This window comes from Pseudomonas huaxiensis, assembly GCF_003231275.1.
GTDB classification, from domain to species: Bacteria; Pseudomonadota; Gammaproteobacteria; order Pseudomonadales; family Pseudomonadaceae; genus Aquipseudomonas; species Aquipseudomonas huaxiensis.
This window is the reverse complement of the sequence record NZ_QKVL01000012.1, coordinates 58325-83314: the sequence shown is the minus strand read 5'-3', so window position 1 is coordinate 83314 and position 24990 is coordinate 58325. Positions and strand designations below refer to the sequence as shown.

Below are 24990 nucleotides of genomic sequence, written 5' to 3'. Positions count from 1 at the left end.
GCGGAGCCCGTGCATGGCCCTTGAGTTCAGTTGGCAACTGCCGCTTTGCGGGCCGGATGGTGCCAGCGACTGGGGCGCGCGGCCGGGGCAGTGGATCCAGTTGGCCCAGGCGGTGGAATATGCCGGCATCGATGGCCTGTGGATTCCCGGCGGCGCACCCTGCGCCGACAGCCTCGGCGTTGCGGCGGCGCTGTGCGCACACACCCGCCAGTTGCACCTGACCGTCAGCGTGCCGCCAGAGGTGGTGCTGCCGGCCGCGTTGGCCGCCACGCTGCAGAGCCTGCAATCGATCAGCGCCAACCGCGTGCGCCTGCACTTGCCGGACAGCGAGCGCGACAGCCTGCGCCACGCCTTCGGCGAATGGCTCAACCGCGACCAGCGCAGCGAACGGATCGGTGAATACCTGGAAATTCTCCAGCGCCTGCTCAGCGGCGACGAAGCCGGTTTCAACTACAGCGGGCGTTACTTCCAGCTGGAGAATGCCGGCTTTGCCCGCCGCCAACTGCCTGCCCCGCCGCTGCTGCTGGACGACAGCCAGAACACCGCGCTGATCGCCGCCCATGCCGGCACCTGCCTGCTGCGCCCGTCGGCACCGGCCTGGCTGGAACAGGAAGTCCAGCGCCTGCGCAGCGCGCAACCGGCGCTGAATTTTGCCTGCACTTTCGGCCTGATCCAGGGCGACAGCGAAGCCCTGGCCTGGGACGCCGCCGCCCGGCACCTGGCGGTGGATGTCCAGGCGCTGCCGGCCAGCGCCGCGTTGCCGAGGCTGTCCCGCGATCGCCACCCGCTGCGCCGCTTCGAAATCCACCCCAACCTGCTGCAACTGCAGCCCGGCCAGCCGCTGTACCTGGTGGGCACGCCGCAGCAGATCGCCACGCGGCTACAGGAGTTGCACGGCCTGGGCATTGAACACATCGTTATCCAGGGTCAGCCGGCGGTCAGCGAAGTGCTGCGTTTCGGCGAGCGGATCCTGCCCCTGCTGCACGAGCAGGGCCTGCGCAAGGAGCGCCTGCACCATGGCCAGTGAACGCCGCCCGCCCATCGAACTCGACTGGTTCCTGCCCACCAACGGTGACGGTCGTCACCTGACCAGCAGCGGCCTGCCCAAGGTCGGCCTGTTCCAGCAGGGTGAGCGCACACCGACCCTGGATTACTTGCGGCAGATCGTCCGCGCCGCCGAGCTGTCCGGCTTCGACGGCATCATGGTGCCGACTGCCAGCGGCTTCGAAGACCCGTGGTTGATCACCGCAGTGCTGGCCCAGGAAGTGCGCCGCCTGCGTTTTCTGCTGACCTTGCGTCCGGGTCTGGAACTGCCGGCCTGGAGCGCCCACCGCGCGGCAACCTTGCAACTGCTCAGCGACAACCGCCTCGACCTGCATGTGGTCAGCGGTTCCAGCCGTTTCGAACAACGCTCCCTCGGCGACTTTCTCGAACACGACGAACGCTACGCCCGCACCGCCGAATTTCTCGACGCCTTCCAGGCGGTCTGGGCCGGGCGCCGCCAACCGCACCACGGACGTTACTACCGCTGCGCTGGCGACAGCCCGATCGACCCACGGGCGCAGGCGCCGGCGATCTATTTCGGTGGTGCCTCCAGTGCCGCCGAACAGGTCGGTGCCGCCCATGCCCAGACCTACCTGATGTGGTGCGAACCGCCTGCGATGATCGCCGAGCGTATCCGCCACATGCGCGAACTGGCCGCCGCCCGTGGCCGCACGCTGCGTTTCGGCTTGCGTGTGCACGTGTTCGCCGCCGCCACCGATGATGCGGCGTGGAGCCATGTCGAGCGCTTGCTGGACGAGATTCCCAAGGAAGCCATCGACCGCGCCCAGGTGCAGATGGCGGCGTATGAATCGGTGGGTCAGTCACGCCAGACCGAACTGGTCAAAGGCCGTGGAAGACGGGCCCGGGAACTGGAAGTGTCGGCCAACCTCTGGGCCGGGGTCGGCCTGGTGCGCGGCGGCGCCGGCACCGCGCTGGTGGGCAGCTACCAGCAGGTGGCGGAGCGGATCGAGGAATACCATCAGTTGGGCGTCGACTGCTTCATCCTGTCCGGGTTTCCCCATCTGGAAGAGGCGATCCACCTCGGGGCGGAGCTGTTGCCACAGTTGCGGCGGCTGGGGGCGGGACGGGCGCGGCGCAAGGGGTGATTCTTCGACAGCCTTGAGGGCGTCATCGCCCTCAAAAGCACCCTCAGCTCGAGGATCGCCCCTTCAACATCCCATGATTCACCAACAAGGTCCGCATGGCATTGCGGGTAATCCCGAGCAATTCCGCCGTGCGCAATTGGTTGAAGCTGCAATGGGCAAACGCCTCGCGCACGATCAGGTCCTCGATATCGTGCAACAACGAGTCTCCCGGGGTTTCGAACAGGCGCAGCAGTTGTTCGCGAATCACTTCCTGCGGCAGCTTCGGCGCGCCTGAAGGCCCTGCCTGCAGGGCGCTGAGCCCCGCCGAGAATTTCAGGTGCTCGGGCCGGATCGGCTTGTCACCCGCCACCAGCAAGGCCAGGTGCACGACATTCTCCAGCTCGCGAATATTCCCCGGCCATGGATAATCCAGCAGCGCCTGGGCCGCCGATTCCGACAGCATCGGTTCATTGATCTTCAACCGCGCGCTGTACAGCTTCCGGAAGTGCTCCACCAGCGGCAGGATGTCCAGCGGCCGCTCACGCAGCGCCAGCACCGCGACCTGGGCGACATTGATGCGGTAGAACAGGTCGAGACGGAAGTTGCCCGCCTCCACCGCCTGTTCCAGGTTGACGTTGGTGGCGGTCACCAGGCGGATGTCGATCTTCACCGGCTTGCGCGAGCCGACCCGCACCACTTCCTGCTCCTGCAGCACCCGCAGCAGTTTCACCTGCAACGGCAGCGGCAGGTCGCCGATTTCATCAAGGAACAGGGTGCCGCCGTCAGCCTCTTCGAACCAGCCGGCACGTCGGCCGGTGGCCCCGGAGAAGGAGCCCGCCTCGTGCCCGAAGAACTCGCTCTCGGCCAGGTTTTCGCTGACAGCGCCGCAGTTGACCGCAATGAACGCGCCCTTGCGGCCACTGGCGGCATGGATATACCGCGCCACCAATTCCTTGCCGGTACCCGTCTCGCCATTGATCAGCACCGGCGCGTCACTCGGGCCGACCCGTTGCAGGTATTCCAGCAACTGGCGCGAGCGCGGATCGGCGAAGACCAGCGCCTTGGCGCGAATCGACAACGGGTCCTTCTCACCCTGGGGCAAGGTCAGGATGGGGTTCAGATGTCCCTGAGAACCGCTCATGGCAAATACGTCCCGGTGTCAGCGTCTGGTGGGTAAGGCTGTACTCTACTGGCGCTTGCTTATAGCCAGAAAGATTAAAAAAGCATTAGAAAATAACCGCTTGAACAACCTGCTGATTCCGCAACAACCTGCGCCGGGCGCTGTTGCTAATCAACCGCGCGCCCCGCTCCACGCCCCGCCATTTGGCAAAAATTCTTTCAGAATCATGACAAAACGATGATGGCATAGCGCTTGCTATTGGCTCGTCTGCTTACTCTTCACAGAGCGGCCCTTACGCGATCCGGCCCTGAAGCCGGCGTTCGCTTCGCATTTTTCAAGGGATACCCGCCATGCCCACACTGCTACGCAACCGTCATCCACTTCGCCCGCTCGGCCGTCGCCCGTTACTGCTCGCCAGCGCGCCGCTGCTGTCGCTGCTGGCCAGCGATGTCTTCGGCCAGCAGACTGATGCCGAAACCACCACCGCCTTGCCGAGCGTCACCGTCACCGCCCAGCGCCACGAAGAATCCGCTCAGGACATCGGCATCGCCCTTACCGCCCTCAGCGGCCAGGACCTGCAGGACAAGGGGGTCACCGCAGTCAACCAGTTGCAGAACTACGTGCCCAACCTCGACATCGCCCCGCAATACGGCAGCGGCAACCCGCTGTTCCGCATCCGCGGCGTCGGCCTCAAGGACTACGGCAGCAACAACACCTCCACCGTCGGTGTTTACCTCGACCAGGTGGCGCTGCCCTACCCGATCCAGACTCAAGGCCAGCTCTTCGATCTGGAGCGGGTGGAAGTGCTGCGCGGTCCACAGGGCACCCTGTACGGCCGCAACAGCACCGCCGGTGCGATCAACTTCATCACCAACAAACCGACCCGCGAACTGCACGGCGGCCTGACCGGCAACTATGGCTCGTACGATGCCGGCAGCGTCGAAGGCTTCATCTCCGGGCCGTTCAGCGACACCCTGCGCGGGCGCCTGTCGTTCATCACCGAACAGGGCGGCGCCTGGCAGGACAACCGCGTCACCGGGCAGAGCCTCGGCGACAAGGACACCACCTCGCTGCGCGGGCAACTGGACTGGGACGCCAGTGACAGCGTCAACTTCAACCTCAGCGTGCACGGCGGCCAGGACAAATCCGACAGCCGCGGTTCGTACCTGTATCAAGGCCTTAAACCCAACGCCACCTACGGCGGGCGCTATGCGACCATCGCCCCGGAAAACAATGGCAAGAAAACCGGCTGGGGCCTGACCCCGGGTTTCGCCGGGTTGACCGGGCTGTCGGTGAAAGACAAGCCGCACCGCGACAACGACAACACCGGCTTTGCCCTGACCGGCACCTTCGACCTTGACGACCACCTGACCCTCACCAGCGTCACCGCGTCGGACAGGTTCAGCCGCCGCGAGTACATCGACTGGGACGCGTCGGAGATCCCGCAATCCGACGAGTTCTTCGATTCCCAGGTCGAGGTGTTCTCCCAGGAACTGCGCCTGGCCTCCCACGGTAATGAGCGCTTCAACTGGCAGACCGGCCTGTACTTCGCCAAGGACCGCCTGGACGAAGAGTTTTACTCCGACTTCAGCGCCAACCTCGGCTACGGCACCTTTACCTCCTACGGCCAGCGCTCGCGCACCTACGGCGTGTTCGCCCAGGGCGACTACCGCCTGACCGACGACCTCAAGCTGATCGTCGGCCTGCGCCAGGAAAAGGAAAACCGCGAACTGAACGACTTCAGTACACGGCGCATCCTGGTCAACAACGGCGCCTACAGCTACGGCCCGAGTACCTTCCCCGCCGCCGACAGCGACCTGGACAGCAACTCCACTTCGTGGAAGCTCGGCCTGGAATATCAACTGACGCCCTCGACCCTGGTCTATTCCACCGTCAGCCGCGGCATCAAGTCCGGTGGTTTCACCGCTTACAACTCCACCTATGTCGAGCAGATCGCCCCGGTCAAACCGGAGAAACTGCTGGCCTATGAAGTGGGCTTCAAGAGCGACCTGAGCAACACCCTGCGGCTGAACGCGGCGGCCTTCTATTACGACTACCGCGACCAGCAATACCAGTCGCAGGTGTGGATCAGCCAGCAGGTGGGCAACGTCGGCCGTCTGGTGAATATTCCCAAGTCGAAGATCTACGGCTACGAGCTGGAGCTGCAATGGGAACCGCTGGCGGGCCTGACCATCGGTCAGTACTTTGGCACCAAGAAAGGCAAGTACATCGACTACGAAGGGCTCAACAGCACCGCCACCCGCGCGGTCAATTTTGCCTACCCGGTGTTCACCGACTTTTCCGGTTCCAGCCTGAACAACTTCCCTGAAACCAGCTACGGCGGGCAGGTGGCGTACGTCTGGGAAATTCCCGGCTTCATCCTCAGCGCCCAGAGCGATTACTCGTACCACGACAGCATCGCCGGCAGTAACGGCACCACCACCGAGGCGTATTGGCTGGCCAACGCCCGCCTCGGCCTGAAACCGGTGGGCGGCAATTGGTCGGTGGCGCTGTGGGCACGCAACCTGTTCGACAAGAAATACGACCTGTACCACGGCTCGTTCCTCTCCAACGCGCAAATGGCCACGCCCGGCGATCCGCGCTCGGTCGGCGTTCAGGCCGGCTACAGCTTCTGAGGAGTATCCATGACCCGTGATCTGCACCGCCGGCAGGCCTTGCGCCTGCTGGCCGGCGTCGCTGCGGCGCCCTTGCTGCTGCGTTATGGCCGGGCCCTGGCCGGCGTGAGCACGCCTTTCAGCCTGGGGGTCGCCAGTGGCGATCCCTGGCCGGACGGCTTCGTCATCTGGACCCGTCTCAGTGCGGGGCTGCCCGTACCCGGCAACGAGCAGGCGCTGCCGTCGAGCATTCCGGTGGACTGGGAAGTCGCGCTCGACCCGGACTTTCGCCGCATCGCCCAGCGCGGTCGCACTCACGCCCTGGCGCTCAACGGCCATGCCGTGCATGTCGAACTGCGTGGGCTGGCCCCCGGCCGCGAGTACTGGTACCGCTTTATCGCCTTGGGCGAACGCGGCCCGAGCGGTCGGGCGCTGACCCTGCCGGGGCTGGGTGCGCCGGCCGAGCGCTTGCGCATCGGCGTGGCCTCCTGCGCCCACTACGAGCGCGGCCTGTTCAGCGCCTATCGGCACATGGCCGAGGAGCGGCCGGACCTGGTGCTGTTTCTCGGCGACTACATCTACGAGTACAGCAACGCGCCCGGCACACCGGGGCTGGCCCGTTCGTACAACGCGCCGGAAGCCACTGACCTTGCCGGGTATCGCTACCGCTACGCCCTGCACCACAGCGACCCGGACTTGCAGCAGTTGCACGCGGCCGCGCCATGGATCGCCACGTGGGACGACCATGAAGTGCAGGACGATTATTCGTCGGTGTACTCCAAAGATCCGGCCATCAACGTGGCGCGTTTCCAGGAACGTCGCGCCGCGGCCTATCAGGCGTTCCTGGAAAACCTGCCGCTGCGCCGGCCACCGCTGGGCAGCAATGGCAGCCCGCTGATCTACCGCCGCTTCGCCTGGGGCGATCTGGCCAGCCTGCCGGTACTGGACGGCCGCCAGTACCGCTCGAAACAGCCGTGCTATCAGGCGCCGGCCTTCGGCAAGGGCCATATGGAAGTGGAAAGCTGTCTCGACCTCGCCGACCCCAAACGCACCTTGCTCGGCTTCGAGCAGGAGCGCTGGCTGTACGACGGCCTCAAGCGCAGCGAGGCGCGCTGGAACCTGCTGGCGCAGAACCTGTTGGTGGCGCCGTTGCGCGCGCAGCGCCCGGAAAGCGGCGAAGCACGCTACTGGACCGACAACTGGGACGGCTACCAGGCTGCCCGTGGTCGCCTGATCGAAAACCTGCGCGACAGCCGCGTGGCCAACCCGGTGGTACTTAGCGGCGACTATCACTCGTTCTGGGCCAACCATCTGTACGAACGCCCGGAAGACCCGGCGTCGCGGCTGGTGGCGGCGGAATTCGTCGGCACCTCCATTACCTCCAACGGACCAAGCTACGAAGCCATCCAGTCGATCCTGCCGGCCAATCCGCAGATTCGCTTCTACGACAGCCGGCCGCGAGGCTACCTGTCGCTGGACCTGAACCGGGAGCGGCTGGAGGTGAAGATGCAGGCGATTTCGGATCGGCTCGACCCGCATGCCAGCGTTTCGACCCTCAAGCGTTTCGTGGTGGAAAGCGGCAGCCCGCAGGTGCTGGAGGCGTGAAGGACCGGCCAGCGGTCCATGGCCAGCCATGGGCCGCAAAAACAGGTATCCTGCGCAACCGTTTCCGCGCACTTATCAAGGACGTTTCGTGTCGAACAGCCTGTCCCGCTTCTACCGCCCCGCCCTCATTCCCCTCGCTCTTGGCCTGACTCTGCTCAGCGCGTGCAGCACCTCTCCGGAGAAACCCAAGGTGGAGGTCGATCCGAAAGTGATGCAGCAATTCCAGAGCGATTTCCAGACCGCGCTGCGCCGGACCATCGCCAACAACGTCCTGCAGGATCAGGTGGGCACCACGCGCCTGCGTCTGATCGTCAACCGTGAAGGGCGCGCGGTCGCCTGCAAGACCTTGCCGGCCAGTCCCAAAGTGGCGCAAGGCATGTCCGGGCAGATACCGTTCACTAACCGCGCGGCGTTTGATCAGTTCATCGAGCAGCAATGCTCGCGGTCGATCTTTCCCGCAGCGCCGGAAGCGCTGTACGACGAGAAAGGCCAGGTCGAAGTGGTTGCCCCGGTAGGCGTGTCTTTCAGCAGCACACAGCCCGCGCCATGGTTGCAGCAAAATGCGCAACGCGCGTTCTTCCGCAAGCAATTGCTCGGAAACGAGCGGGTGAACAGCGTTGGCGTGGCGGTGGCCAGCTACCAGGCCGACGCCAAGGGCAAGATCACCGGTTGTCTGGTGTACCTGATCCCCGCTGAAGTGCGGCCCAACGACTTCAAGCTGGACGGTGACCTGCAAAACCGGCTCAACAGCGCCTGCATGAAGCTGGACCTGAGCCAGATGCCGGGCTTTGAACCGGATAAAGCGCAGGGGATGTTTTCGCTGGAATATGCGCCCTGGACGGTAGGCATACAGTAAGACCTTGTGGGAGCCGGTCTTGCCGGCGATGAGGCCATCAATAGCAGCGATTTTGTCAGCCAATCGCTGCGGCTCGGCGCCCAGACAAACCAGCTCCCAGTGATAGCCCGCCCCCTAGGCCTGTACGAAACGTATTCGAGCGAAGGCCAGGCAAGGCGAAAACAGGCGAGGAACGGCCGGGGTCGCGCTCGACGTTGACTGGTTGTCAATGAGCATTCCGACCGGGCTCGCGCACGAGCCTGTTTTCAACGCAGCATGGCCGAGTTCGGATGCGTTTCGTACTGAGCCTACAACGGCATCGTCAACTTCAACCAATACGCATCCCCCTCCGGCCGATTGCGTACGTCGGTTTCATGCTGCCACTTGGCGGTGATGAACCACCCCGAGGCGTCGCTGTACTTGATCGACGGCCCGATCGCGAACGCCTTGCCCTTGTTGTCCTCGACCCGGTCGCCGTGCTGCCGGTCATCGGTGACCTGCTGGTAGATATACCCGCCAACCCCCACCACCCAGCCATTGCCCAAGCCCCAGCCCAGTGCGTAGTCGGCATGCGCTTCCTGCCCGGAGCGGTAGTCGGTATCGCGGTTGCGGCCGTTGAAGTCATACATCAGTTTCAGGTCCAGGTTCGGCCCGTTCGGGTCCACGTAGCTGAACGCTGCCACCGGTTCGGCGGCCCAGTAGTTGCGGCCGATATTGGTCTGGCGGTCGCGGTCGTAACTGCCGGTCGGGGCGATGATGTCCAGCGCGTACACGGCATGGAACTTGTCGCTGTAGTGGTAGCCCAGCGCCGGGCCGAAGATCACATCGCCGAGGCCACGACGGTGGTCGCGGTTGCCGTTGACCGTCACGCTCAGGTCCACCAGCGGGGCGATGGCCTGGAACGCCAGGCTGCCGCCGAGCACCGTTTGCTGGGTCACCCACACCAGGCGCGGCGCGACAACGTTGGCGCGCAGGCGAAAGTCCAGCGGCAGCGCGTGGCCGTCGTTGCCCATCAGGTCGTCCGCCGCGTAGTGCTGGGCATAGACCTGGGCGTACCAGCCCGGTGGCGGCAAGGCGCCGGACATGTAGTTTTCCGCGCCCATCGGGTAGGACGAACCACCGCCCTCGGTGGCCCAGCCCGGCGTCATCACGCTCAGCAGCGATGCAGAAGCAGCGATCAGGATCTTGTTGTTCATCAGGTAAGTCCTTTGTTCAGGGCGAACGCCGCCCACGCGCAAGCCGCGCGGCTGTGCACCACGGCGTTCAGGAGGAAATGGGAAAGCGCGGAATCAGCGGCGGCGCAGCGGCCAGAAATCGAAAAACTGGCTGAGCACCACTAGCAGCGGGAAGGTCATCGCCAGCAAGGCCGACGCGAGCCAGAACTCCCGGGTGTACCCCGGCGCGCCGGCGTCCATCGGCCCGCCGATCCATGGCGCAAGCGCCCAGTACAGCGACGACAGCAGCGCCCCGGCGACAATCGCCACCAACAGTTGCAGCACACCGCGCCCCGCCCGGCCGGCGAACAACTGCCCTTCGAACATCAGCAGCGGCACCAGCACTCCGAACAGCAAGGCAATTGCCCCGCGGGCCATGAACGGCACCGGCTCGATGCCCAGACCGCGAGTGCCGGCGAAGTAGACCACGGCGCTGACCAGCAACACCCAGGCGCTGCGGGCGAGACCGGCCCAGGGTTGGCCGCTGATCCGCGACACCGGCCAGAAATCCAGCAACAGGCAAGCGAAGGTCACGGCCACGGTGGTTACCGAGAACGCCAGTATCTCCAGCGCCGGCAACGCGCCGTGCGGATCGAGGCGATCAAGGTAGAACGGCGCCCCGGCCAGGGCCGAGAAGTCGAACAGCAGGCTGAACAGCCCATAGCCCAGCAAGTACGCCACGACGAGAATGCCCAACCCCAGCGCCAACGGCTGCCGTACCCACGCCGCCAGCGGCCAGCATTCCCACACCAGCACCAGCCAGAAGGTCACCAGCACGCAGAAGATCACGTACATCAGGGTGAACGGTGTCGGCGGCCCGACCTGTTGCGCCTGGGTGACGAATACCAGGCTGGCGATCAGCGCCGCCGTGAGCAAGGTCAACGCCAGTTGCACGAGCCCCCGCCACGGCTGCCCCAGCCCGTTCAGCCAGCCTGGGTACTGGTTGCGCCAGACCATCGCCAAAACGATTTGCGGCGGCACGCAACACACCAGGAAAAACGTCGCCCAGGTGGCGAAGAATCCGGCGCTGACACTGCCGATCGCCGCCCACGACACCAGCACCACCAACGCCAGCCCGAGCAGGCCGGTCAGCGGCTGGCGGGACGGCACGGCGGCCGCCCCGGGGTTTTCTACAACGGCCACATCGATATTGTTCTTGTTGTTCATGTGCGTTTCCCGTTGGCCTCAACCGGCCTTTTTCAAGAGATCCAGCGCCACGTCGACGATCATGTCTTCCTGACCGCCCACCATGCGCCGCTTGCCCAGCTCCACCAGGATGTCCAGGGTCTTCAGACCGTGGCGCGCGGCGGCGGCCTCGGCATGCCGGAGGAAGCTGGAATAGACCCCGGCATAACCCAGGCCGAGGGTTTCCCGATCGACCCGCACCGGGCGGTCCTGCAGCGGCCGGACGATATCGTCGGCCGCGTCCATCAAGGTGTAGAGGTCGGTGCCGTGGTTCCAGCCGAGGCGTTCGGCGGCGGCGATAAACACTTCCAGCGGCGCATTACCGGCGCCGGCGCCCATGCCGGCGAGGCTGGCGTCGATGCGGTCACAGCCCTCCTCCACGGCAACGATGGAGTTGGCAACGCCGAGGCTGAGGTTGTGATGGGCGTGCATGCCGGTCTGGGTGTGCGGGTCGAGCACTGCCTTGAAGGCGCGCATGCGCTCGCGGATGTCCTGCATGCTCATCGCGCCGCCCGAGTCGGCCATGTAGATGCACTGGGCGCCGTAGCTCTCCATCAATTTGCCCTGGGCTGCCAACTGCTCGGCCGGGATCATGTGGCTCATCATCAGGAAACCGACGGTGTCCATGCCCAGTTCGCGGGCGTATTCAATGTGCTGGCGAGACACATCCGCCTCAGTGCAGTGGGTGGCGACGCGGACCACCCGCGCGCCGGCGTCGTAGGCAGCTTTCAGGTCGTGGACGGTGCCAATCCCCGGCAACAGCAGCGTGGCGATCTTCGCGTGGCGGACCACATCGGCCACCGCCTCGATGTATTCGAGGTCGGAATGCCGGCCGAAGCCATAGTTGAAGCTGGAGCCTTGCAGGCCGTCACCGTGGGCCACCTCGATGGAGTCGACCTTGGCCGTGTCCAGCGCCCGGGCGATGTCCCGGGCGTTGTCGAGGGTGTACTGGTGGCGGATGGCATGGCTGCCGTCACGCAGGGTGACGTCGGAGATATAGAGTTTCTTGCCGTTCATGGGGCGCCTCAGAGTTTCACGCAGATGTTCTTGAGCTCGGTATAGAACTCAAGCGAATGGACGCCGCCTTCGCGGCCGATGCCCGACTGCTTGCTGCCGCCGAAGGCGGTGCGCAGGTCCCGCAGGAACCAGCTGTTGACCCAGATGATCCCCGCCTCCAGTTGCCCGGCAACGCGGTGAGCGCGGCCTAGATTCTCCGTCCACAGCGTGGCCGAGAGGCCGTAGCGGGTGTCGTTGGCCAGGGCGACGGCTTCTTCCTCGCTGTCGAACGGGCGGATATGGCAGCACGGACCGAAGATTTCCTCGGTGACCACCGACGAATCGTCCGGCAGGTCGGTCCAGAGGGTCGGCTGCACCCAGGCACCGCCGGCCAGTGCGCTCGGCATGTCCGGCACGCCACCGCCGGTGACGACGGTCGCGCCCTGGTCGCGGGCCTGCTGGTAATAGGACAAAACCTTCTCACGGTGAGTCAGACTGACCAGCGGCCCGAGGGTGGCTTTCGGGTCATCCGGGGCGCCGATCACCAGTGCTTCGGCGCCGGCCTTGAGGCGTGCGACAAAAGCCTCGAACAGCGGCCGCTGCACATACAGGCGCTCGGTGCCCAGGCAGACCTGGCCGCTGTTGGCGAACACCGAGCGCAGCGTGCCTTCCACTGCCTTGTCCAGATCGCAGTCGGCGAAGACGATGCCGGCGTTCTTGCCGCCCAGCTCCAGCGATACCGGCCGTACGCCACGGGAGGCAGCGCGCATGATGGTCTCGCCGGTGCCGGTTTCGCCGGTGAAGGTAAAGGCATCGACGTCCGGGTGCGCGGTAAGGAACTCGCCCGCAGAGTTACCGCCCAGGCCCTGCACCACGTTGTACACGCCCTTGGGCACGCCAGCGGCGTTCATCACTTCACCCAACAGCGCGGCGGTGCTCGGGGTTTCTTCCGACGGTTTGACCACCACGGTGTTGCCGCAGGCCAGCGCCGGGCCGACTTTCCAGGTCATCAGCAACAGCGGCAGGTTCCACGGGCTGATCACCCCGATCACACCGCGCGGGCGGCGCACCGCGTAGTTCAGCGCGCCGGCACCATCGGGGGTGTCCATCTCGAAAGTCTCGGCGGCGACGTTCTTCACCGAGTCGGCGAATACCTTGAAGTTGGCTGCGCCACGCGGGATGTCGATATGGCTGGCCAGTGAACGCGGCTTGCCGGTGTCGCGGCATTCGGCGGCGAGGAACTCTTCGAAACGGGCGAGGATGCCGTCGGCAACCTTGTGCAGGATCGCCCCGCGCTCGGCCACGCTCATCCGCGCCCACGGGCCTTTGAGGGCCGCGCGGGCCGCGCGCACGGCGGCGTCAACTTCCGCTTCGCCGGCTTCATGAACCTTGGCGAAGACCTCACCGGTGCTCGGGTCGAGCTTGTCGAAGGTGCGGCCGCTGGCCGAGGCGACATAGGCGCCGTCGATGAAATGCTTGATCTCTTGCATGGGACAGCCCTCAGGTCAGTACGGTCAGGAAGCGTTCGTTCAGGGCACGGTCGTGGTAGAAGATCGCCTTGCCCAGTTCATCCGCCGACCAGGTCTGCGGCTTGTGGTCCGGGTAGTTGTAGTCACCCCCGGCGAACACCTCGTTGCGGTTGCCCGACGGGTCGAAGAAGTACACCGTCTTGCCGTGGGTCAGGCCGTGGCGGGTCGGGCCGATGTCCAGCGAGGAATTGGTCATGGAAATCAGGTCGGCGGCGCGCAGCACGTCGTCCCAGGTTTCCAGGTAGAACGACACGTGGTGCAGGCGGCCCTGCTCGGCGTGCTGGATAAAGGCCACGTCGTGGGCCTTGGTGGCCAGGCTCATGAACTGGGCAATGCGCTTGCCCTGGTCGTCCACCACTTGCTCGGCGAGGTAGAAACCCAGCACCTCGACCAGCAGGTCGTAAGTGGCCTGGAGTTCGCCGCCGTACAGCAGGCAGTGGTCGAAACGCACCGCGCGCATGCCTTTCAGGCCACGCGGCCAGGCTTCCGGGTTGAAGTCAGAGACGCCCCACTTGCCGGTGTATTCCTTGTCCGCGTACAGCTCGAAGACATGCCCGGACGGCAGGTCGAACTGCACCCGCCGCCCGCAACCCTGCAGGTCGCCGGCGGGCAGGTTGCGCACCGTGCAGCCCCAGGCGCGCAGTTCGCCTTCGAGGCTTTCCAGGGTTGGCTCGTCGATCACCTTGTAGGCCATGAAGTCCATGCCGGCCTCGTCGGCTTCCACCAGCACCACGGAGAATTTCTCCACCTCGGTCCAGGCCTTGAGGTAGACCCGGCCTTGCTCGTCACGCCCGGTTTCGATCAGACCGAGCAGGTTGATGTAGTGCTCCAGTGCCTGGGCCATGTCCAGCACCCGTAACTGGACGTGGCCAGGACGCAATACGCCTTTTTTCATGATGAATACCTGTTGTCATTGTTATGAATTCACCCGGCGACCCGACGTACCGGATCGACCGTTCTTTCAATCAGCAGGTCACTGCGCGGATAAGTCCGGCAGGCCAGCGCATAGCCCTGCTCTCGTTCTTCGGGGGTGACCCGCGCGGCGCTGGTCGGGCCGCGATGGACCTCGCCTTCGAGCACGCGGATCTTGCACACGCCGCAGCCCCCGCCGCGGCAGCCCACTTCAATGCAATGCCGGCCCTGGCGCTCCATGGCGCCGAGCAGCGATTCCTGCGGCAGCACCCGGAAACGCTCGCCACTGGCCAGGCGCACCTGAAAGCCATCGTCCATGCCCGTGCCTCCCGACTCAGGTCATCACCGTGAGGAAGCGCTCGTTGAGCACGCGGCTGTGATAGAAGATCGCCTTGCCCAGGTCCTGCTCGCGCCAGATCACCGGCTTCTGGTCCGGGTAATGCACGTCGCCCCCGGCGAACACTTCGTTGCGGTTGCCGGACGGGTCGAAAAAGTACATCGACTGGCCGTGGGTGATGCCGTGGCGGGTCGGGCCGACATCCAGCGAGGTGTCGGTCATCGACAGCAGGTCGCCGGCGCGCAGCAGCCCTTCCCAGCTATCCAGCAGGAACGCGGCGTGGTGGAAGGCGCCGGTGTTGCCGTCGCCGACGAAGGCGATGTCGTGGGCCTTGATCGACAGCGACAGCCAGTCGGCCACGCTCTCGCCGTCGTCACCGACCACCTGCTCGGTGACGTGGAAGCCCAGCACCTCGCAGAACAGCTCGCGGTTTTCGCGCAGGTTGGCGCCGTGCAACTGGCAGTGGTCGAAGGCGGTCACGCGCATGCCGCGCAGGCCACGGGGCCAGGCCTCCGGATTGATTTCCCGCACGCCCCATTTGCCGGTGTATTCCTTGTCGGCGTACAACTCGATCCAGTGGCCGGTCGGGCACAGGAAGCGCACGCGACGACCGCAGAAATCCAGCTCGCCGGCGGGGATCTGTTCGACCTGGCAGCCCCAGGCCTTGAGGTCTTCGGTGAGGGACAGCAGGGTCTGCTCGTCGCGGACCTTGAAGCCCATGAAATCCATGCCCGGCACCTCGGCCTGGACCAGCACCACGGAGAAACGGTCGGTTTCGGTCCAGCCCTTGAGGTAGATGCGGCCCAGGTTGTCCTGATGCGTCACGATCAGGCCCAACAGTTCGACGTAGTGCTTGAGTGCCTCGGTCATGTCCATGACCCGGATCTGCACGTGGCCGGGGCGGAGTACGCCTTTTCTCATTTCTTCACCTGTTGTTGTCGTTATTGTTGTGAACCCCGTAGGAGCGAGCTTGCTCGCGATGGCGCCAGACCGGACATTGCGCTATCGCGAGCAAGCTCGCTCCTACAAGAAGGGGGGCAAGGTTCGTTACATATTCGCGGCAATTCGCTCGGCGCACGCCAGCGCTGCCGAGGTCATGATGTCGAGGTTCCCGGCATACGCCGGCAGATAATGCGCCGCGCCCTCCACTTCGAGGAAAACCGACACCTTCAGCCCCTGCCGCCAACCCAGACCCGGCACGTTCACCGGCACCTCCAGGTCCTCGAACTGCACCGACTGCTTGAGCCGGTAACCGGGCACGTAACCCTGTACCCGCTCGACCATGGCCTGGACACTGGCCCCGATCGCCTCGCGGTCCGCCGGCTCGCACAGCACGAACACGCTGTCGCGCATGATCGGCGGCGGCTCGGCCGGGTTTAGGATGATGATCGCCTTGCCCCGCTGCGCACCGCCCAACTGCTCGATGGCACGGCTGGTGGTCTCGGTGAATTCGTCGATATTGGCTCGGGTGCCGGGACCGGCGGAGCGGCTGGAAATCGAGGCGACGATTTCGGCGTAATGCACCCGGGTCACCTGCGACACCGCCTTGACGATGGGGATGGTCGCCTGGCCGCCGCAGGTCACCATGTTCAGATTGCCGGCATCGAGTTGGTCGTCCAGGTTTATCGCCGGGATCACATAAGGGCCGAGCGCCGCAGGCGTGAGGTCGATGACCCGCACGCCGTGGGCCTGCAACACCTGATTGTGGCGAGCATGGGCCTGGGCCGAAGTGGCGTCGAAGACGATGCCGATGTCCTTGAAACCCGGCAGTGCCAGCAGCCCGTCGAGGCCGCCGTCGGTGGTCGCCACGCCCAGGCGCCGGGCCCGGGCCAGGCCGTCGGAGGCCGGGTCGATGCCGACCATCGCGGCCATCTCGACGTGATGCCCGTGGCGCAGCACTTTGATCATCAGGTCGGTGCCGATATTGCCCGAACCGATGATCGCCACTTTGCTGCGTGTCGTGGTTGCGTTCATGGGATTCCCTGTCGTTATCATTATTCAGGAACCGCGAGGCTGGCTTTCAAAGCCCTAGCGTCCGCGTTGCTTGGCGGTCTGCCCGGCGATGCCGAAATCGCTGGCGGGGATCTCGTTGATGATCACCCGCACCGACTCCAGCGGCGCATCCAGCGCCTCGACCGCCGCCGCCGACAGCGCTTCGATCAGGCGCGCCTTCTGTTCTTCACTGCGTCCGGCAATGAGGTGGACCTGCATGATGGGCATGGTCAATGCTCTCCCGTGAATTCAAACGAACCGCATGGATACGCTGCCCAGATGCTGGAAGCGCACGTTGATGTTGTCGCCGGCTTCCACCGCTACCGCTTCGGTGACGCCGCCGGTCAGGATCAGGGTGCCGGCAGGAATTTCCCGACCGCGCTCGCCGAGCATGTTGGCCAGCATCGCCACGCTCTGCGCCGGATGGCCGAGCACCGCGGCGGCCGAGGCCGTGGCGACGATGCGCCCGTTGCGCTCCATGACCACGCCGAGGTTGCGCAGGTCCAGGCCCTGCACCGACAGCGGCTGGCCGCCCAGCACATAGCGCGCCGAGGAGGTGTTGTCGGCGATCACGCTCTTGAGGTCGAAACGGAAGTTCTCGTAACGCGAGTCGATCACCTCCACCGCCGGCAGGACGAAGTCGGTGGCCGCCAAAACCGTGCCGATATGGCAGCCCGGCCCGGACAGCGGCCGGTTGGTGACGAAGGCGATTTCCGCCTCGACTTTCGGGTGGATCAGTTCGCGGGTATCGATCACGCCGCCTTCGGGCACCGAGCCGTAGTCGGTAATAAAGCCGTGGATCGGATCGATCACGCCCATCTGGCGCATCTTGGCGTGGGAGGTCAGGCCCATTTTCAGCCCGGCGATGCGCACGCCGCGTTGCTCCTTGATCGCGCGGATGGCGTCCTGGATGGCATAGGCGTCCTGCCAGTCCATGTCCGGGTAATCGTCGGTAATCTTGTGCACCGCGTTGACCGAACGCTCGGCGTTTTCCAGATGGCGCGCCAGGTGTTCGATGGTCTGGGTATTCAGTGACATGTAGGATTCCCCGTCGCTCAGATGAATCGCACGCTGGCCGAGCCGATGCCGCCCAGGCTCATGCGCAGGTTGTCGCCGGCCTTGACCGGCACCATGGCCGACAACGCGCCGGAGAGGATCACTTCGCCGGCCTTCAGGCCCATATCGAAGCGCCCCAGGGTGTTGGCCAGCCAGGCCACCGCGTTGGCCGGATGGCCCAGGGCCGCGGCGCCCGCGCCGGTGTGGGCGATTTCGCCGTTGAGTTCGAGGGTCATGCCGGTCAGGCACAGGTCGATGGCGTGGGGCGACACCGCCGCATCACCGAGCACGAACAGCCCGGACGAGGCGTTGTCGGCGATGGTGTCCTGAATCGCGATTTTCCAGTCGCGGATTCGCGAGTCGACGATTTCGAAGCACGGCATCACGCATTCGGTGGCGCGCAGGACATCGGCGACGGTCAGGCCCGGACCGGACAGGTCGTGCTTGAGCAGGAAGGCAATCTCGCCTTCGGCCTTCGGCGCGATCAGACTCGCGGCCTCGATGGCGGCGCCGTCTTCGCGCAGCATCGCCGAGGTGAGGTGGCCGAAGTCCGGCTGATCGACCTTCAACTGGGCCATCACTGCCGCGCTGGTAACACCGATTTTCTTGCCGATGACCTTCTCGCCATCTTCTTCCTGGCGCCGCGCCAACACCCGCAGTTGCAGGGCGTAGGCCTGCTCCAGGGTGATCTGCGGGAAGCGCGCGGTGAGCGGCTCGATCGGCTGGTTGTGCTTGAGTGCGCGGTACAGCTCGTCACTCACGGATTCGAATTGATTTGACTGCATGGGTACCTGCCATGGATGCCGTATTGGGCCTGCCGCAGTCAGCGGCGGTGGAGCCAAGGTACGACCGGGAAACAATGCAGTCCAATACTGTATAGTCACCGAACGATGCGTTTGGCGCATCGTTGTATTTCACCTCAGTTGGTCAGGGACATTGCCGATGGAAATCAGGCAGTTGCGTTACTTCGTCGCCGTTGCCGAGGCGCTCAACTTCAACCGTGCGGCCGAGCGCGTGCACATTTCCCAGTCGGCCCTGAGCCGGCAGATCCAGCAACTGGAAGAGGACGTCTCGGCGGTACTGCTGGAGCGCAACTCCAAGCGCGTGGCGCTGACCGAGGCCGGCGAATCCTTCTATCACCACGCCTTGCGCATCCTCGGCGATCTGCAGTTCGCCGCCGAAGAGTCGCGGCTGCTGTCCTCCGGTCAGCGTGGCAGCCTGGCCATCGGTATCTTCGGTTCGTCGATCCTCGACCTGATTCCCCAGGTGCTCAAGCGCTTCACCACGGCCTACCCGGACGTGCACATTTCGCTGCACCCGATGGATAAGGACGCGCAGATCCAGGCCCTGCGCGAACGCCGCCTGACCATCGGTTTCAACCGCCTGGTGCCGGTCGAGCCGGATATCGAACAGGAGGAGGTACGTCAGGAGCCATTGATGCTGGCCCTAGGCGAAGGCCACCCGCTGGCGGGTGAAAGCTGCATCGACCTGGAGCAGATCCTCGACCAGCCGATGATTCTCTACCCGCGTGGCGTGCGCAGCAGCCTGGCGCTGCAGATCCGCGAGATGTTCGGCGAATACGGCGCGCAGCCGCACGTCGCCCATGAAGTCACCGACGTCACCACCGCCATCGCTCTGGTCGGCGGTGGCATGGGTCTGAGCATCGTGCCGCGGGCAGCCACCAACCTGCGCTTGCCGGGGGTGGTCTATCGCGAGCTGGCCTGTCGGCGGCCGTCGCTGATCGAGCTGAATTGCCTGTACCGCAAAGGTGATCTGTCGCCGGTGTTGCAGGCATTCCTGACTATCCTTCGTGAATTCCGCGAGACTGCCGCATGAACACGATCGACCAATACCTGCAAGCTGCGGTGCGCGACAACACCCGTCGCAGCTACCGCTCGGCCATCGAGCACTTCGAGGTGACCTGGGGCGGCTTCCTCCCCGCCACCGCCGACAGCATTGCCCGCTACCTGGCGGATTTCGCCGGCGAGCACTCGATCAACACTCTGCGTCAGCGCCTTGCTGCGCTGGGACAGTGGCATGTCAGCCAGGGGTTTCCCGACCCGACCAAGGCGCCGCTGGTGCGGCAGATGCTCAAGGGAATCCGTGCCCTGCACCCGGCGCAGGAGCGTCAGGCCGCGCCGCTGACCCTGGACCATCTGCAACGCACCATCAGCCACCTGCAGCAGTGCGCCGAACAGGCCCAGCGCGAGCAGGCATTGCCGGCGCTGCTGCGTGCCCGGCGGGATGCGGCGCTGTTGCTGATCGGCTTCTGGCGTGGCTTTCGTGGCGATGAGTTGGCGCGTTTGCGCGTCGAGCACATTCAGGCCCAGGCCGGTGGCGGCATGCTGTTGTACCTGGCGCAGAGCAAGGGCGACCGCCAGGGACGCGGGGTGACCCACCGCATGCCGGCGCTGAAAAGCCTGTGCCCGGTGCAGGCTTACCTGGAATGGATTCGCGTGGCGGGGATCGCCCGCGGGCCGGTGTTCCGCAAGCTCGACCGTTGGGGCAACCTCGGTGAGGAAGCGCTGAACAGCGGCAGCCTGATCGCGCTGTTGCGGCGAATCTTTGAAGGCGCCGGGCTGCCCGCCGAAACCTACAGCGCCCACTCGTTGCGGCGCGGCTTCGCCACCTGGGCCAGCAGCAACGGTTGGGATACCAAGGCGCTGATGAGCCACGTGGGCTGGCGGGACATGAAATCGGCGCTGCGTTATGTCGACGCCAGCGCCTCGTTCGGTGAGCTTGAGCTGTCAGCGCCGCTGGTGCCGGCGCTGAGCCAGTTGCCGGGCTGAATCAACCGCGCCGGGCGCTGCTCCACAAGCGGATGATGTCACCCGCCCGGGCCGCCAGCAGCGGCGCGGCATTGGCGCAGGCCTGTTGCAGGGTCATCGGGCCGTTGGTGACGGCAAAGGCGGCGTCGATGCCGTGGTCATACAGTTCCTGATAGCCCTCACCGAGGGTGCCGGCGATCACCACCACCGAAACACCGTGGCGGCGGGCGATGCGGGCTACGCCGAACGGCGTCTTGCCGCGCAGGGTCTGCGCGTCGAAACGACCTTCGCCGGTGATGACCAGATCGGCGCCCTGCACCGCCTGCTCCAGGCCCGCCAGTTCGGCGACCACTTCGATGCCCGGCCGGAACTGCGCGTCGAGAAAGGCCTTGGCGGCGAAACCCATGCCGCCAGCAGCGCCGCAACCGGGGAAGTCCCGCACATCGCGGCCCAGCAGTTGCGCGCAGTGATCGGCGAAATGGCCGAGGGCATGATCTAGCAGTTCGACCTGTTCAGGGCTCGCGCCCTTTTGCGGACCGAAGATCGCCGAGGCGCCGTTGCTGCCACACAGCGGGTTATCGACGTCCGCCGCCACTTCCAGGCGCACTCCGGCCAGACGCGGATCGAGACCACTGGCGTCCAGGCGAGCGACCTGCGACAAGGCCAGACCGCCCTCCTCCAGCTCGCTGCCTTGGGCATCGAAGGTGCGCAGACCGAGGGCCCGGAGCATGCCGCTGCCAGCGTCGTTGGTGGCGCTGCCGCCGATGGCCAGGATGATCCGCTCGGCGCCGGCATCCAGCGCCGCGCCGATCAACTGGCCGGTGCCGAAGGTGCTGGTGCGACAGGCGTCGCGTTGATCCAGGGTCAGCAATTGCAAGCCGCTGGCCTGGGCCATCTCGATGATCGCGGTGCGGCTGTCGGCCAGCCAGCCCCAGTGCGCGGCAACCTCAAAGCCCAGTGGGCCGCGGACATTCAGTGCGCGTTGCTCACCGTGGCAGGCGGCGACGATGGCGTCCATGGTGCCCTCGCCGCCGTCGGCCATCGGGCAGCAAATCAGTTGTGAATCCGGCCGCACTGCGGCAATGCCCTCGGCAATGGCGGCGGCGACCCCTTCGGCGCTGAGGCTGTCCTTGAACGAGTCGGGGGCGATGACGATTTTCATGAGGAACTCCTGTTGCAGATGCCTGCATGCTGCCAGTTGCCGCAGTGGCCGGCCTCGGTCGAATGCACAAGTTTTTTGAGGGGTGTTTGGGCGCTTGGACAAGGGGGCCGCTTTAAGTTGGAAGCTTTAAGCGGCAAGTAGAAGCGATGCATGGCTTGGGGCTGATCAGCATGGGTATCTACACATCTTCTGCCATGTGGTGGCTGGAATGCGTTTGTCAAAAAACCGAGTAATGGCCGCGAGGCACATGCCGGAAGTTTTCTAGCGCTCTCAAGACCGAGCGCCGCCCGCGCGGCGCATCGCGAGCAAGCTCGCTCCTACACTGGTTGCAACGTGCCATGGCCTGTGAGAGTTGGGTTGCCAGCCCTTGGCGTTTGGCGATGGGTCGCGGGGAAGCTGTTGAGGTCAACTCGATACCGCGTCGTGCAAACAAGGCGGTCAACCATGGCCTTGCAGATATGGGTACGTTGCAAAAAATGTAGGAGCGAGCTTGCTCGCGATGCGCCGCGCGGGCGGCGCTCGATCTTGAGAGCGCTGAAAAACTGTCGGCTAGCGAATGATCGCCGCTACCCGGTCTCCTGACTGGCGCCTCATAGGCTTCATACAGTCATCAGATGTAGATGCCTATGGTCTGGTCAGGCTGGCAGTAGCTGCAATCCCAGATACAAACTCAACATCCCCTCCAGCCGCAACGGGTCCACGCCGCTCAATTCGCCAATCCGCTCCAGCCGGTAACGCAGGCTGTTGCGGTGGATGCCCAGTGCTTCGGCGCAGGCCTGGCTTTGGCCGTCGTGGGCGCACCAGGCACGCAGGGTTGCGAGCAACTGGCCGCTGACGTCCTTGGCGCGGATGCGTTGCAGGGGCTCGAGCAGTTCATCCAGGGCGTCGTCCTGGCGATGACGCCAGAGCAATGCCGGCAAACGGAAACGGGCCAGGGTCAGCAGGCGCTCATCAGGCACTACGTCTTGCCCGTAGGCCAGCAGGTCGCGCACGCGGCGGTAGCCTCGGCGCAGTTTGTCCACGCCATCGGCGACGCCACCCACCGCCAGGCGTTGTACCTGCCAGCCCTGGCCCTGGAGTTTTTCCAGCAGCCGCGTTTCATCCAGCACCAGGGTTGCCGGGCGGCACCAGAGCAGTGATTGTCGCGCCGGGCTTACGCACCAACTGTCCGGGTAGCGCTGCATCAGCCACACCGACAACGCTTCCGCGCCCGGGCCCTCATCCAGTTCGAACAGGCAGGGAATCCGCGGCAGTTGCGGTTTCAGGCCCAGTTGCCGGGCTTCGTCCACCAACCGCGGCGCGTCGCCGCTGCCGCCCAGCAACAAGGCCAGCAGGTCGTCGCAGCGCTGCCGGCGCCATTGCTGTTCGACTTGCAGGTGACGCTGGGCCAGGAGCATTTCTGCGGTCATCCGCACCAGTTCGGCGTAGGTGCGCAGTTGCTGCGGCTCACCGGTGATGCCGAGCACACCGATCAGCCGGCCATCGAGCATCAACGGCAGGTTGACCCCCGGCTGCACGCCCTTGAGGCATTTGGCGGCTACGCTGTCGATTTCGACGATACGCTCGTTGGCCAGCACCAGTTGCGCGCCCTCATGGCGGGTGTTGATGCGCTGGCGCTCGCCGCTGCCAAGGATCAGGCCCTGGCTGTCCATGACATTGACGTTGTGGGGCAGAATCGCCATCGCCCGGTCGACGATGTCCTGCGCCAGGTCATGGTCCAGTTCGAACATGCGCAGTTCCTTGAAGGTCTACAGGTTGGTCGGCAGCACAGCCGTGCGCCGTAAATGCTGTGCAAAAGCACAAAGACAGGGCTCCTGCGCTGGTCGAGACTTCGTTGAAGCGCCCGCCTCGCCGCGGGATGCCGCACAACCATAACAACAGAGAGAGAACCATGTCATCCAGCCCTGCCTCTGACCACGGCCACGACATCAACCGCGACGCGCTGTACCGGCGCATCACCCTGCGGCTGATCCCCTTCATCTTCATCTGCTACCTGTTCAACTACCTCGACCGGGTCAACGTCGGCTTTGCCAAGTTGCAGATGCTCGACGCCCTGAACTTCAGCGAAACCATCTACGGCCTCGGCGCCGGGATCTTCTTCATCGGCTATGTGCTTTGCGGCCTGCCCAGCAACCTGGCGCTGAACCGCTTCGGCCCGCGGCGCTGGATCGCGCTGATGATGATCACCTGGGGCACGCTGTCGACCTGCCTGCTGTTCGTCACCACGCCGACCCAGTTCTATGTGCTGCGCCTGTTCACCGGCGCCGCAGAGGCCGGGTTCTTCCCGGGTATCGTGCTGTACCTCTCGCAGTGGTTCCCGGCCCAGCGCCGCGGCCGCATCATGGCCCTGTTCATGTCGGCGATCCCGGTCTCGGGCCTGCTGGGCGGGCCGTTCTCCGGCTGGATCCTCAACCATTTCGCCGCGGGCCAGGGCGGCCTCGCCGGCTGGCAGTGGATGTTCCTGATCCAGGGCCTGCCAACCGTGGCGCTGGGCTGCATGGCGGTGTTCCTGCTCAGTGACGGCTTCGCCAAGGCCGGCTGGCTGAGCCCGGCCGAGCGTCAGGCGGTGGCTGCCGACCTGCAGCAGGACGCGGCGAACAAGCCGAGCACCATCAGCGACGGCCTGATGTCGGTGCTGACCAACCCGCTGATCTGGACCTTCGGATTCGTTTATTTCTGCATTCAGAGCGGTGTCTACGCGATCAACTTCTGGCTGCCGTCGATCATCAAGAGCCTCGGTTTCAGCGATGCCCTGCTGATCGGCTGGCTGAGCGCGATCCCGTATCTGCTGGCCGGCGTATTCATGTTGCTGGTGGGGCGCTCGGCGGACCTGCGCAATGAGCGGCGCTGGCATCTGGTGGTGCCGATGCTGATGGGGGCCATCGGCCTGCTGATCGCGGTGAACTTCGCCCATAACCCTGTCATCGCCATCCTCGGCCTGAGCATCGCCACCATGGGCGCCCTCACTGGCCTGCCGATGTTCTGGCCAATGCCCACCGCCCTTCTCAGCGCCGGCACGGCCGTTGCGGGTCTGGCGATCATCAACTCGGTCGGGCAGATGGCGGGCTTCCTCAGTCCGTACCTGGTGGGCTGGATCAAGGACCAGACGGGCTCGACCGATGCGGCGCTGTATTCGCTGGCGGGCTTGATCGTGTTTGGCAGCCTGGTGGCGTTGCGGGTTTCGCGGAATCGCCAGGGGGCGGCGGTTACTGCTCGCTAGGGGTTCTTACTTGAGGGCCTCATCGCCGCATGGGTATCTACACATCTTTCGGTCATGTGGTGGCTGGAAGGCGCTTGTCAAAAGACCGAGTAGTGGCGACTAGGCGCATGCCAGAAGTTTTCTAGCGCTCTCAAGACCGAGCGCCGCCCGTGCGGCGCATCGCGAGCGAGCTCGCTCCTACAGTGGTCGCAACCTACCATGGCCTGTCAAAGGCTGTTGGGGCGACTCGATACCGCGTCGTACAAACATGGCGGTCAACCATGGCCTGACAGACATAGGTACGTTGCAACCACTGTAGGAGCGAGCTCGCTCGCG

23 protein-coding genes are annotated in these 24990 nt (G+C 65.1%); 9 read left to right on the top strand and 14 right to left on the bottom strand.

Features of this window, described 5'->3' with window-relative positions; all coding sequences use genetic code 11:
* The first annotated feature begins 13 nt into the window (after positions 1–13).
* Positions 14–1027, top strand: coding sequence for an LLM class flavin-dependent oxidoreductase (locus tag DM374_RS15205; protein WP_110970599.1), 1014 nt, complete (start codon positions 14–16; stop codon positions 1025–1027).
* Positions 1017–2150: an LLM class flavin-dependent oxidoreductase gene (locus DM374_RS15200; protein ID WP_110970598.1), complete on the top strand. Its 1134-nt coding sequence runs from the start codon at positions 1017–1019 to the stop codon at positions 2148–2150. The genes DM374_RS15205 and DM374_RS15200 overlap by 11 nt, the downstream gene beginning before the upstream one ends.
* Before the next feature lie 43 nt (positions 2151–2193).
* On the opposite strand, the gene DM374_RS15195 is transcribed toward DM374_RS15200, so the two are convergent.
* Positions 2194–3270 carry a sigma-54 interaction domain-containing protein gene (locus DM374_RS15195; protein ID WP_110970597.1) on the bottom strand — a complete coding sequence of 359 codons (1077 nt, stop codon included), beginning with the start codon at positions 3268–3270 and terminating at the stop codon, positions 2194–2196.
* Between DM374_RS15195 and DM374_RS33150 the strand changes: the two genes are divergently transcribed.
* The 4 genes from DM374_RS33150 (at position 3269) to DM374_RS15180 (ending at position 8325) form a co-directional block, all read left to right on the top strand.
* Positions 3269–3490, top strand: coding sequence for a hypothetical protein (locus DM374_RS33150; protein ID WP_157969699.1), 222 nt, complete (start codon positions 3269–3271; stop codon positions 3488–3490). The two genes, DM374_RS15195 and DM374_RS33150, sit on opposite strands and share 2 nt — an antisense overlap.
* Before the next feature lie 109 nt (positions 3491–3599).
* A complete protein-coding gene (locus tag DM374_RS15190) occupies positions 3600–5885 on the top strand; it encodes a TonB-dependent receptor (protein WP_110970596.1) in 2286 nt (761 codons plus the stop codon).
* 9 nt (positions 5886–5894) lie between these two features.
* A complete protein-coding gene (locus tag DM374_RS15185; protein ID WP_110970595.1) occupies positions 5895–7469 on the top strand; it encodes an alkaline phosphatase D family protein in 1575 nt (524 codons plus the stop codon).
* 88 nt (positions 7470–7557) lie between these two features.
* A complete protein-coding gene (locus DM374_RS15180) occupies positions 7558–8325 on the top strand; it encodes a hypothetical protein (RefSeq protein WP_110970594.1) in 768 nt (255 codons plus the stop codon).
* A 287-nt stretch (positions 8326–8612) separates the two neighbouring features.
* Here DM374_RS15180 and DM374_RS15175 read toward each other — a convergent pair whose 3' ends face one another.
* From DM374_RS15175 to DM374_RS15125, 11 genes are all read right to left on the bottom strand, one after another.
* Positions 8613–9500 carry a SphA family protein gene (locus DM374_RS15175; RefSeq protein WP_110970593.1) on the bottom strand — a complete coding sequence of 296 codons (888 nt, stop codon included), beginning with the start codon at positions 9498–9500 and terminating at the stop codon, positions 8613–8615.
* A gap of 93 nt (positions 9501–9593) precedes the next feature.
* Positions 9594–10685 carry a hypothetical protein gene (locus DM374_RS15170; RefSeq protein WP_110970592.1) on the bottom strand — a complete coding sequence of 364 codons (1092 nt, stop codon included), beginning with the start codon at positions 10683–10685 and terminating at the stop codon, positions 9594–9596.
* 18 nt (positions 10686–10703) lie between these two features.
* Positions 10704–11720 carry a 4-hydroxy-2-oxovalerate aldolase gene (gene dmpG, locus DM374_RS15165; protein WP_110970591.1) on the bottom strand — a complete coding sequence of 339 codons (1017 nt, stop codon included), beginning with the start codon at positions 11718–11720 and terminating at the stop codon, positions 10704–10706.
* An 8-nt stretch (positions 11721–11728) separates the two neighbouring features.
* Positions 11729–13189: a 2-hydroxymuconic semialdehyde dehydrogenase gene (locus DM374_RS15160; RefSeq protein WP_110970590.1), complete on the bottom strand. Its 1461-nt coding sequence runs from the start codon at positions 13187–13189 to the stop codon at positions 11729–11731.
* 10 nt (positions 13190–13199) lie between these two features.
* Positions 13200–14123 carry a catechol 2,3-dioxygenase gene (locus DM374_RS15155; RefSeq protein WP_110970589.1) on the bottom strand — a complete coding sequence of 308 codons (924 nt, stop codon included), beginning with the start codon at positions 14121–14123 and terminating at the stop codon, positions 13200–13202.
* A 29-nt stretch (positions 14124–14152) separates the two neighbouring features.
* Complete coding sequence (locus tag DM374_RS15150; protein WP_110970588.1) at positions 14153–14458, bottom strand: 2Fe-2S iron-sulfur cluster-binding protein; 306 nt, start codon at positions 14456–14458, stop codon at positions 14153–14155.
* A gap of 16 nt (positions 14459–14474) precedes the next feature.
* On the bottom strand, positions 14475–15398 hold the full coding sequence (locus DM374_RS15145) for a catechol 2,3-dioxygenase (protein ID WP_110970587.1): 924 nt from the start codon (positions 15396–15398) through the stop codon (positions 14475–14477).
* A gap of 126 nt (positions 15399–15524) precedes the next feature.
* Positions 15525–16451 carry an acetaldehyde dehydrogenase (acetylating) gene (locus tag DM374_RS15140; RefSeq protein ID WP_110970586.1) on the bottom strand — a complete coding sequence of 309 codons (927 nt, stop codon included), beginning with the start codon at positions 16449–16451 and terminating at the stop codon, positions 15525–15527.
* Positions 16452–16505: 54 nt separating this feature from the next.
* Positions 16506–16697, bottom strand: a complete 192-nt coding sequence (locus tag DM374_RS15135; RefSeq protein WP_110970585.1) for a tautomerase family protein — start codon at positions 16695–16697, stop codon at positions 16506–16508.
* Between the two features lie 21 nt (positions 16698–16718).
* Complete coding sequence (gene dmpH / locus DM374_RS15130; RefSeq protein WP_110970584.1) at positions 16719–17507, bottom strand: 2-oxo-3-hexenedioate decarboxylase; 789 nt, start codon at positions 17505–17507, stop codon at positions 16719–16721.
* Positions 17508–17524: 17 nt separating this feature from the next.
* The gene (locus DM374_RS15125) at positions 17525–18310 is read right to left on the bottom strand and encodes a fumarylacetoacetate hydrolase family protein (RefSeq protein ID WP_110970583.1); all 786 of its coding nucleotides are present in this window, start codon (positions 18308–18310) and stop codon (positions 17525–17527) included.
* 157 nt (positions 18311–18467) lie between these two features.
* On the opposite strand from DM374_RS15125, the gene DM374_RS15120 reads away from it, so the two are divergent.
* Both DM374_RS15120 and DM374_RS15115 read left to right on the top strand, forming a co-directional pair.
* Complete coding sequence (locus DM374_RS15120; RefSeq protein WP_110970582.1) at positions 18468–19361, top strand: LysR family transcriptional regulator; 894 nt, start codon at positions 18468–18470, stop codon at positions 19359–19361.
* Entirely contained in the window at positions 19358–20314 is a 957-nt protein-coding gene (locus DM374_RS15115; RefSeq protein WP_110970581.1) for a site-specific integrase, read from the top strand. Before DM374_RS15120 ends, DM374_RS15115 begins: the two co-directional genes overlap by 4 nt.
* 1 nt (position 20315) lies before the next feature.
* On the opposite strand, the gene DM374_RS15110 is transcribed toward DM374_RS15115, so the two are convergent.
* The gene (locus tag DM374_RS15110; RefSeq protein WP_110970580.1) at positions 20316–21455 is read right to left on the bottom strand and encodes a glycerate kinase; all 1140 of its coding nucleotides are present in this window, start codon (positions 21453–21455) and stop codon (positions 20316–20318) included.
* A 635-nt stretch (positions 21456–22090) separates the two neighbouring features.
* On the bottom strand, positions 22091–23185 hold the full coding sequence (locus DM374_RS15105; protein ID WP_110970579.1) for a sugar diacid recognition domain-containing protein: 1095 nt from the start codon (positions 23183–23185) through the stop codon (positions 22091–22093).
* 161 nt (positions 23186–23346) lie between these two features.
* Between DM374_RS15105 and DM374_RS15100 the strand changes: the two genes are divergently transcribed.
* Positions 23347–24675: an MFS transporter gene (locus DM374_RS15100; RefSeq protein WP_110970578.1), complete on the top strand. Its 1329-nt coding sequence runs from the start codon at positions 23347–23349 to the stop codon at positions 24673–24675.
* Positions 24676–24990 lie beyond the last annotated feature (315 nt).

Bases quoted from the DNA above. Each gene is read 5' to 3' on its own strand.
- DM374_RS15205 (WP_110970599.1), top strand. From the start codon at position 14: ATGGCCCTTGAGTTCAGTTGGCAACTGCCGCTTTGCGGGCCGGATGGT.
- DM374_RS15200 (WP_110970598.1), top strand. From the start codon at position 1,017: ATGGCCAGTGAACGCCGCCCGCCCATCGAACTCGACTGGTTCCTGCCC.
- DM374_RS33150 (WP_157969699.1), top strand. From the start codon at position 3,269: ATGGCAAATACGTCCCGGTGTCAGCGTCTGGTGGGTAAGGCTGTACTC.
- DM374_RS15195 (WP_110970597.1), bottom strand. From the start codon at position 3,270: ATGAGCGGTTCTCAGGGACATCTGAACCCCATCCTGACCTTGCCCCAG.
- DM374_RS15190 (WP_110970596.1), top strand. From the start codon at position 3,600: ATGCCCACACTGCTACGCAACCGTCATCCACTTCGCCCGCTCGGCCGT.
- DM374_RS15185 (WP_110970595.1), top strand. From the start codon at position 5,895: ATGACCCGTGATCTGCACCGCCGGCAGGCCTTGCGCCTGCTGGCCGGC.
- DM374_RS15175 (WP_110970593.1), bottom strand. From the start codon at position 9,500: ATGAACAACAAGATCCTGATCGCTGCTTCTGCATCGCTGCTGAGCGTG.
- DM374_RS15170 (WP_110970592.1), bottom strand. From the start codon at position 10,685: ATGAACAACAAGAACAATATCGATGTGGCCGTTGTAGAAAACCCCGGG.
- dmpG (WP_110970591.1), bottom strand. From the start codon at position 11,720: ATGAACGGCAAGAAACTCTATATCTCCGACGTCACCCTGCGTGACGGC.
- DM374_RS15160 (WP_110970590.1), bottom strand. From the start codon at position 13,189: ATGCAAGAGATCAAGCATTTCATCGACGGCGCCTATGTCGCCTCGGCC.
- DM374_RS15155 (WP_110970589.1), bottom strand. From the start codon at position 14,123: ATGAAAAAAGGCGTATTGCGTCCTGGCCACGTCCAGTTACGGGTGCTG.
- DM374_RS15150 (WP_110970588.1), bottom strand. From the start codon at position 14,458: ATGGACGATGGCTTTCAGGTGCGCCTGGCCAGTGGCGAGCGTTTCCGG.
- DM374_RS15145 (WP_110970587.1), bottom strand. From the start codon at position 15,398: ATGAGAAAAGGCGTACTCCGCCCCGGCCACGTGCAGATCCGGGTCATG.
- DM374_RS15140 (WP_110970586.1), bottom strand. From the start codon at position 16,451: ATGAACGCAACCACGACACGCAGCAAAGTGGCGATCATCGGTTCGGGC.
- DM374_RS15135 (WP_110970585.1), bottom strand. From the start codon at position 16,697: ATGCCCATCATGCAGGTCCACCTCATTGCCGGACGCAGTGAAGAACAG.
- dmpH (WP_110970584.1), bottom strand. From the start codon at position 17,507: ATGTCACTGAATACCCAGACCATCGAACACCTGGCGCGCCATCTGGAA.
- DM374_RS15125 (WP_110970583.1), bottom strand. From the start codon at position 18,310: ATGCAGTCAAATCAATTCGAATCCGTGAGTGACGAGCTGTACCGCGCA.
- DM374_RS15120 (WP_110970582.1), top strand. From the start codon at position 18,468: ATGGAAATCAGGCAGTTGCGTTACTTCGTCGCCGTTGCCGAGGCGCTC.
- DM374_RS15115 (WP_110970581.1), top strand. From the start codon at position 19,358: ATGAACACGATCGACCAATACCTGCAAGCTGCGGTGCGCGACAACACC.
- DM374_RS15110 (WP_110970580.1), bottom strand. From the start codon at position 21,455: ATGAAAATCGTCATCGCCCCCGACTCGTTCAAGGACAGCCTCAGCGCC.
- DM374_RS15105 (WP_110970579.1), bottom strand. From the start codon at position 23,185: ATGTTCGAACTGGACCATGACCTGGCGCAGGACATCGTCGACCGGGCG.
- DM374_RS15100 (WP_110970578.1), top strand. From the start codon at position 23,347: ATGTCATCCAGCCCTGCCTCTGACCACGGCCACGACATCAACCGCGAC.